7 protein-coding genes are annotated in these 9,188 nt (G+C 33.7%); 2 read left to right on the top strand and 5 right to left on the bottom strand.

The window, feature by feature from the left end; translation table 11 throughout:
• The 3 genes from Q0543_RS01795 to Q0543_RS01785 all read right to left on the bottom strand — a co-directional run.
• On the bottom strand, positions 1–3,402 hold a 3,402-nt coding region (locus Q0543_RS01795; RefSeq protein WP_299248234.1), incomplete at its 3' end, for a DUF4280 domain-containing protein.
• Positions 3,403–3,431: 29 nt separating this feature from the next.
• The gene (locus Q0543_RS01790) at positions 3,432–4,250 is read right to left on the bottom strand and encodes a hypothetical protein (RefSeq protein WP_299248232.1); all 819 of its coding nucleotides are present in this window, start codon (positions 4,248–4,250) and stop codon (positions 3,432–3,434) included.
• A gap of 11 nt (positions 4,251–4,261) precedes the next feature.
• Positions 4,262–6,094 (bottom strand): phage baseplate assembly protein V, encoded by a 1,833-nt coding sequence (locus Q0543_RS01785; protein ID WP_299248230.1) that lies wholly within the window; start codon positions 6,092–6,094, stop codon positions 4,262–4,264.
• A gap of 436 nt (positions 6,095–6,530) precedes the next feature.
• Here Q0543_RS01785 and gldN point away from each other — a divergent pair, with 436 nt between their 5' ends.
• Entirely contained in the window at positions 6,531–7,301 is a 771-nt protein-coding gene (gldN, locus tag Q0543_RS01780; protein WP_299248228.1) for a gliding motility protein GldN, read from the top strand.
• An 85-nt stretch (positions 7,302–7,386) separates the two neighbouring features.
• Here the strand turns inward: gldN and Q0543_RS01775 are convergent, their stop codons facing one another.
• Entirely contained in the window at positions 7,387–7,842 is a 456-nt protein-coding gene (locus Q0543_RS01775) for a hypothetical protein (protein ID WP_299248226.1), read from the bottom strand.
• 453 nt (positions 7,843–8,295) lie between these two features.
• On the opposite strand from Q0543_RS01775, the gene Q0543_RS01770 reads away from it, so the two are divergent.
• Complete coding sequence (locus tag Q0543_RS01770) at positions 8,296–8,628, top strand: YegP family protein (RefSeq protein ID WP_366799931.1); 333 nt, start codon at positions 8,296–8,298, stop codon at positions 8,626–8,628.
• 58 nt (positions 8,629–8,686) lie between these two features.
• On the opposite strand, the gene Q0543_RS01765 is transcribed toward Q0543_RS01770, so the two are convergent.
• Entirely contained in the window at positions 8,687–9,016 is a 330-nt protein-coding gene (locus Q0543_RS01765; RefSeq protein WP_299248223.1) for a hypothetical protein, read from the bottom strand.
• Positions 9,017–9,188: the final 172 nt, after the last annotated feature.

Here is a 9,188-nt window from a genome sequence, read left to right as displayed (position 1 = left end):
GTATATTTGTACTTTTGAGTGTAATTCATGAAACCAATTTAACGCTTCACCGAAATAAGACTTAAGATGAGCGGGACGGTTAATATGATGGTCTAATGCTGTTGCCTTTCCCAATTTAGATTTTAAATAATCAGATAATTTATTTTCGTATCCTTCTGGAATTGTAATTAAAACTTTATTTTTTAATCTGTCAATAAAATCTTCAATTTGTTTTGATTGAAAACAAATATCTTTAGCCGCATTTATTAAGGGTTCAATTGCTATACATTGAACTTTACTTTTAAAATTATTTTTTTCAAAACCAGCTCTAATATTACTTTTTAAGTCACTTCCTGTAATATTTTGATAATATGCTCTATATTGTATTGTTTTATTTTTTTGTACTTCCTCTTTTACATCCCAACCGCAATTTGAAAATAAAATAATAAATCTTTCAGGAAATTCTTTCTTGAACTCCCACATTTGAATAGGAAATTCCCCATATCCTTGTGGGTTCATTGTTTTTTGCATAGCCCCAACAGTAACTATTTCACTATCATATGATTGAACTGCATCAAGATTTCCTTCATTTTCGGACATAGCTATTAAGATATCCTTTTCGTCATCTGTCAATTTTCCTTCAGAAATTAAATTAGACCATTTACTATAGCTATTTAATTTAATGCTCCCCCAATATACTGGACCATATTGATTTCCATATTTCGTACATTGAATTTCATTTCTATAGATTAATCCACATCCTTCAATTGCATCACTTCCTTCATTCTTTTTTCCATCACTCGTATCCACCATCACAAAAGCCTTCGTAGTATTTTTCGATGCAGGACTTGTATTAAGTTTTTCATATAAGGTAAGTGGATATTTACCTTCACTGCTATATAATTCTTCTGAATCAGATTTTCTGAGCACTTTCACATATAAAGAAATAGAATCATTTGGGTTTGAGAATTCTTCATTGAAAATACACATGTCTAATTTTACAGAAGCCATTCCATATTTATCTACTTTGAAAGCTATTTTCTCTTCGTATTTTTTATCTATATCCCAATTTAGTGATTTATAAATTATGAGTTCCAACTCATCACCTATCAAATTCGTGCTTTTTACTTGTACATACACAGGCATGTCAGTTGATGCTGTGCTATATCTCTTGGTATCGTTGTTATCTGCAAAGTATGCTTTCGCTCGAAGTGTGTCATCTACCTTCAAATAGTTGATTTCTCCTGAAGGTAATACCATTCCATTATTAACTACTTTTAAACCATTATTAACTGTCACTGTAAAGTATAACAAGCCATTGGAAGATGCACCTTTTTTTGCTACATTCTTTTTTAAATCACCATCAAGTGTTAAGGGACATTTTACTCCATTGTACCCTTCCGTGCATGTTAGTTCTGTTGTATATACAGACGTAGTTCCATTAAAGTCTTTGTCCCAAACTTCAATTGTAACAACTTCTCCACCCAATCCAATATGTTTAAATGCAATACATACCTCTTGTCCCCAGCCTGCAACACCAAGCGTATTGCTGGGGTCGCTTGTGTCATCTTTTCCAGTAAGCATGTTGCCATCTGAATCCGTCCACCAGCCTTTTACAATTTCACAGGCCGTACATTCAAATTTAAAAGGATGTTCTGTAGCGCCTCCATTCATGCTTACATAAAGTTTGTAGGTGCCTTTTTTTGTAGGTGTAAATTCAAACGTAGGGGATGCTTTTGTTTCTTTTGTTTCAGGTCCTATCAACTCCCAATGGATGGTGTTTTTATCGGTATAATCGATATTGAAAAACCCTTTCAGTTCAAATGAAATTTTTCTACCTACTTTAGAAATACCTGTTGTTGTTTTTTCTATTGCTGTTGGATAGTTTTTGGTAACATAAAATGTTCTATCGTCTGCATCATTTTTATCTGCGGTAAACCAACCTGGTTGTCCTTCGGTTACTCTACAAACGATTGTATACTTTCCTTCTTTTTGATATGTCTTTTCATAGGAAGGGCCTGTGCCAGCAACTGTTTCAGAATTTTCATACCACTTTATTTGTCTGTTTTCTGTTTCAATAATTTCAGGTGCTACGGTATCGTCCATAAACTTTGAATTTTGTACCGTAAATTTCACAAACGTACCCGGACGAATTCTCTCATTTTCTACTTTCATATTTGAAGTAGCAATTACATTAACACTATTCAATGATGAAGCGAAAGGGTAGGAGATAAAGTCAGCTTCTGCGCCATCAAAATAAGCTTTAAGGGTATATTTAGCAGCAGAGTTTTTTGGTACAAATACTAATTTGGGTTGTCCTTTTGTACGTTGTAGTTCTGTTCCAGATTCATCAAAAATAACTAAGATTAATTCATCAATCTCATTTTGTATGGGAGGCATTAGAAATACAGGCTCGAACGTTGCTGGAACACCGATACGAAGTTGTGCTTTTTCTACTATTTTTTTATTTGTTACATCAATAATGTTATCCGATTTTAAATGCCGTATATCGATAAGTTTATTTTCTTGTACTAGAATATCAAGCATGCAATCTTTATATTCTTTCATATCTTCTCGTTTACCATTAACAAGTCTTGTCTCAATATCCAAAAATGAATCTTTTCCCGTACCATATCCTTCGACACTATACTTACCAACTTCGGGAAAGCTTGTTTGGTAAGATGGCCCATGTTGTAAAAAATGAACTGGGTCTTTTGTGCCAGAAACTTTCCAGCATACTAAGGATGCTGTTCCATCAGGTTTGGCGATAAATTCCACTTCCTGCCCGGGACGAACATATATATCTGCAGGATCTTCGATCGTTTTTTTTGCCTTTCTTTCTGTTTCTGTAATACTTACTATAGATTGATTTTCCTGCGTTGTTACTGGTTTGTATTTTGGGTCATCCACAATTGCGCCCCTTATACTTAATACGCTGACTTTTTTATCTTCTTCTGCAATAGGTGCTAAATCTGCCAATGCATTCACTTGTGCAGCAATGGTTCTGTCCATATTATTAGCTTGCTCTGCATTTACATCTTGTGTTTGCCCATGCTTCGTAATTTTTATTTTTCCGCCTGTGGTACACATCATTTCAGATTTATCTGTAATGACCTTGTTATTTTCAACTTCAATATCATTGTATGGTTGTAACCATTTTTGAACACTAGGAGCGCACGTGTTATATGGAGACGTCATGAATGAACACGTACCAAAATTTCCTGGCGAATCAAACGTTACATCTTTCTCTGTCGCAACCAATTTATCACCATTTATGTAGGCTTTTTTGTGACTGGTAACTTTTAACTTGACCTTGGCTGATCCTCCTGCACATTCGCACAGTGCTCCTTCACAAATTAAATAGGCTGTCTTTTTTTCTTTAGTATTTGCAGGTGCTTCTGTTGTCGTACTTGGATTTGGCATAATTGGTAGCGGATTAAAAATTGTTTGTTCTACTGTTTAATAATTTCTATGTACATGCTTTTTTGATAGAAGTCATCATAGCTCACTTTTGCTTCCATGCGAATGCTATTGATCACACCAGTTGAAGGAGCTATGTTATATGTTCCTTCCACCTCAACCAAACACATTTCAGGTAGCGCTTCTAATTGTGATTTGCCTTTGAAAAAATCTTTTGTGTGTTGACTGATTCCATCAAATTCTTCCATTCCTTTTATGGATACTATAAAGGTGTCTTCTTCCTTGTCTAAAGAAAGTGTCTGATTTACCAATATGCCAACTCCCTGTGTGGGTAGTAAATCCCGAATGATCATTTCTTGTTCATTACTTTCAGAATCGATGTAATTTTTATATATACCATTGAAGAAAGCTGTATAAAATAAATTTTTACCTAAGGCATTCCAAAGTATTTCAGCGCTCTCAAACTTTTTTTGCATTCCTTCCAAGTAATTCGAAATGATATGTCCTTTGTACATATCTTCAGCCATATTTCTGGCATGTAACCACTTTTTTTTAATCTCTTCAAAATTTGACAAGCCAAGTAGTACTCCTGATTCATTTACCCGCACTACGACTTTATTTATTGCTTCTGCTGTTAGTAATAGCATATCATTAAAGGCATCGTGTGCTTCAGCATCATTCATGAGTACATTTGTTTTATTTACTTCAATAAAGAAAACATGTGCTTCTGTTTTAATGTGTTTTACTTCAACATCATACGTTAGTGTACCTTTCCCTTCCTTGAAGTATGCACATTCAGAAGACAATGAAACTTCATAATTTGCCTGATGTGGAATGTATGTAATCCTCATTTGATTTCAGCTTAAAATAGTTTCACTTTTTCGCCACTCTGCATGTTTACTTTCTTACCACTTGAAAGCATCATATCTTTTTTGGAACTATTGGCTACAATTTCTTCTGCAGTGTCTGAAATATTTTTTGCATTTCGGCTTATTTTTTCTTGTGCATTCACGATAATATTATTTGCAGTCAAGGTGGCATCTTTACTTGCCTGCTCTATAATGTTTTCTCCTGCAATGGAAGTGATGTTTTCTTTTGCTGAAAAACTAATATCTGTACCTGCTGATAAGGAAATATTTTGTTTTGCTGTTAAATCAATATTCTTTGCTTTAATGGAAATGTTTTCGGGTGCAGATATGGTTATACTGCTTGCATTGGTGTCCAGTATAATGATATTTTTATTCTTGTCTGTAATCGTAATGCTTTCGCTTCCACTCGTGTCGTTAAACTCTATCATATGTCCGCTACGGGTTTGTATGGACTTGATGCTGTTCTTATCCTTACCGCCAGCGGCTGTGCTGCCATGAAACAAGGAACCCAACACAAACGGTCTGCTTGGATCGCTGTATCTAAAGCCGATTAATACTTGATCACCTTCTTCGGGTATAAATACATGTCCTCGGTTTTTGCTTACTTCTCCAGTACCACCCGCATCAGGCGTCATTACACGTATCCAACCTGTTTTTTGATTGGTATCTTGTTGCCACAACATTTGTACGCGTACTCGGCCCATTCCTTTTGGATCGTTGTTATCCAATACTACCGCCATTTGCGTTTGAGCTATTGGTTTAGGAGCAGTGAAGGGGATGATTTCATTGGCAGAAGGAATGGCTTCCATGGTGTTTTTATAAGACCCTGTACCCGTTAAAAAGTGTGAGACTTTCGTTACAAGATATTCACCATGGTCGTCATAGCCTTTTTTGGGTGCTGCTTTTGATAATTTAATGGTGACGTTGTTTCCTAATAAAACTTTCGGACTATCTCCCGTAGCTTTTAGCAACATGGTTGTAGCAGCATGTTTTCCTTTCTGTACTTTTACATGCGCATCCATCTGGCTTTGGTCGTTGATGCGTATGGCAGCGGGTTGTTTTACAGGCTTGCGATACAATTCGGATGAGCGTTTTAAGGCTGTTTTGGTTAAGCTTGATGTGGTATCTACAGAAGGCAAGCTTGCCATAATAATATTATCGTCTGCCGATTTGTAGCTGTATACATCTGTATTGCTGGGCAGTATTTGCATGGCATAGCTCATCGCAGAAATATTGCTGCCATAAACCAATTCTATATTTTGTTGTTTGCTTGGTCTACCAAAACACAAATCTGAACCGTCGTAGAAAAACCATTCTCCATATTCTGCAGACAAGCGATTGATAAAGTCAAAACTGTTTTCGCCGTATTGGCACATGTAATTAATCTCTTCTTTATGAAAAGGCTTAATTTTTAAATTGAGTTGTGATGAGGTTGTATTTTCTACACATTGATGTACAATATCTATCAAGCCCATTTTTTCGTAGGAAGAATAATTGGCGCCTGCATCCAACAAGCAGGTTCTACTTTTTCCTTTTAAAATTAATTTACCCCAAGCTCCTTCACCTTGCTGCAAACCTACTTCGGTAACAATGCCATTAAATTCATTGTCGTGCGGATCGTTCTCACCAAAGCCTATATATAAATCTCTGCCTACATAATCTTGATAATCGTACAGATCATGCGAGGCAAGTTTGCCCAATACATCTTGATCGAGTACTACTTCAAAAGTGTGATGTGCATTGAAGGATTGATGCAACACAATGGAATTGCAAAATGGAACAGATTTACCATCAAGGATGATTTCAAAACGAATTTCTTTAGACATAGCTGGTGTAAAAGATTAAAGGTGTTGTTAAAAAGAGATAATGACTACCTAAATACATATTAAATAAAAATCAATTTGTTGAATATGTATTTAGGTAGTATAATAAATTGATGTTTAATGATGATATACTTACTAGTTTTATAAATACGTTGAAAGGTGTTTAAGTACTGCTAAATAGTAATTAAGTTGCTAATCAATAAATAATTATATCGTTAATTCAGATTCTTTTTTTACAATATATGTACATAAAATTACATTACATAAAGATTCAAAAAATGTTATCTTATGTTAATTTTTGTAGATATAAATCGATGATAAATTGACTTTTACATCTGTTTATTTTTTCTGTATCTTTTTTCATTGGCTTCATTATGCTATAAAACTAAACGGTATAGCCATGAAAAAGACAATGATGATTCTCGGGGTGTTTAGCTGCATGCCATTCACTTACGCACAAGAAGGGTATAATCCATTATCTGTAAGACCCATTCATACTTCTGATGTAATGTATCAAAGAACGGTAACGCGCGCCTTAGATCTTCGCGAGAAACAAAACGAACCTCTCTTTTCTCGCAATCAAGAAATTACAGCGCTCATTATAAATGGTGTTTCAAATGGAGTGGTTAAGGCGTACGTAAATGATTCGCTGGATAAGGAATTATCCATAAAGAATTTTTATAAAAACATGCAGTCTCCTGCATTGGCTGCTTTATCTGACGATACAGTAGATTTGTTTTTAGAATATGGAGAAAACTGGAGAGCTGTTGTGGAAATGCTACAGGAAGAAAAATATATGGCACGTGACATCTATCAACTTGAAATAAAAGAAAATGTCTTGTTTGATAAACAACAATCCAAGTGGATATACGATATACAGGCAATTACACTATACATCCCTGCAGATCATCCATTAAATACAAGAGGCATACAGATTACACTAGCATCTTTTAGTTATAAAGATTTAGCTGAGAAATTATTTAAAGATAATCCGAAAGCAATTTGGTATAATATTGAAAATGATCGGGAACATAAAAATCTGGCAGATGCGTTTGATTTGCGTTTGTTTAGTTCCTATATCATTAAAGTTTCCAACGCTAAAGACGCATTCTTAAGTGATATCTATTCAAGCGAAGAGAAGGGACGTATGGCATCCAATTGGTCTGCACAACAATTAATGGAGTACGAACATAACTTGTTGGAGTTTTAATAATGAATAATAGACATAGCATATAGAGAATGTAAATGATCTCTATATACTATGTCTATTTTAATTGTTATTAAATTGGTCTTGACTAAGCCAAGCCAAATTGTTTAAAATGATGCGTGAAATGTTTATTATGAAAAATGATCCATTCATCATAATTCAATTCTCCCATACTTGGGTTCATTGTTTTCATTGCATCATTTGATTTAAAAAAAGTATTGAAATACGTTAGCTCTGCCATAAGTTCAGTAACAGCAGATTCTAATGATGTATGTAATAGGGGTGATAAATCATCTGTAAGCATGGGTGCTTTAAACCCGATCGGCATTTCTAAAGGCGAATAAATAATTGCTTGTTTGATTGCTTGTGATTTTTCTTCTCTGAAATAACTTGGATGTGGAATTTTGTTTGAAGAGATTTTAAGCGTTAAAATCAAATGCTCAATCATATGTTGTGCGGACATTTTACCAAACACTGCTTTGCTATCTGGAGATAGTTGGTTAAATATCTGTAAAAGAAGTTTTTGATTTATAATTTGAATCATGCGCGTTAGTTTTATAGTTGAACGAAAAATTATTCAATTTAATATTATATTTTCAATACGATTTAGTTTAAGCTCTGTTCAATGTATAGGATACAAATATATTAATTTTAAGTGGTCATAAGAGAAATTAACTAGTGGGATTTGTTATCTTAATACTCCTCGTTCAATCGTTTTAAATCAATGTGGTTTAGTTCAGTTATGTCACTATATATGAATATGCCATTGTTTGGTACGCTTCGCTCATTTGGCTATTGATTTTTGATTAATTAGTTTTGTAAACTGTCCACCAATTGTTCGGTTTGCATATCGTGGAGACAGTAGGGAGTTTATCGGGTATTTTTTTATAATAAATCAAAAAAATATTTATTATATATTTTAAACTATATTTTTTATAAAACGTAAATGCTATCTCAATTAAAATTATTCTTTGTAATCTAACACCAATAACATATTATTATGGGGAAATTTGTAATAACAAAAAGAGCAAATGGCGAGTTTCAATTTAGTTTAAAAGCGGGCAATGGCCAAGAAATTCTAGGTAGTGAGGGTTATAAAACGAAAGATGCATGTGAAAATGGTATTGCATCTGTAAAACGGAATTCTCAAGATGATTCAAAATTTGATTCCAAAAAATCTAAGAATGACAAGTTTTATTTTAATTTGAAAGCAACAAACGGTCAAATTATTGGTACAAGTGAAATGTATGAAACAGAATCATCTTGTAAAAATGGTATTGCTTCTGTTAAAACAAATGCCCCGAATGCTGAGGTAGAAGATAAAGCATAAAATACTTTATTTATGATGCAGGTTCAACTTATTTTCAAATAAGTTGAACCTGCTATTTTTATGAATTGAATTTGCCTACAGATGCGAAATGTGCAACTACATCTCTATTTATCATATTGGGGTTATTAATGCATTTCATGATTTCTTCTTCTGATAAATTGAAATCGTATAAATCTAAGACACGCATAAAATGTTTGCAAAAAATGGATTTAGATTCTTCAATGGATTGTCCTCCAATTCTCCATTCCATTTTACTAACTGTTGCTTCTAAAAATGGTTGAATATCTTCAAACGGATTTACATCATGAATGGGGCTGTCTAAAACTCCGAAGTAAACTTTTGCGAGCCAGCGTATTCTTTTTTCAGGTGATAATGTTGCGTTATCCATAATATTGATTTTTAAATAAAAGTTTATTATTAGTTTGTCGATTTGTATTTTTTAAAACAAATCTTTGATGTCAATAATTTACCCAATTTTATTTAAATGCAAAATAGTTTATGGAATTTATTGTTTGCCCCGTTTTGTAGTTTGTGCAGCTATTTTAATGTTTCCAGTATTG

Origin of the sequence: uncultured Cytophaga sp., from assembly GCF_937863595.1 — a bacterium.
Lineage (GTDB): Bacteria > Bacteroidota > Bacteroidia > Cytophagales > Cytophagaceae > Cytophaga.
This window is presented reverse-complemented; position numbering and strand designations above follow the sequence as displayed.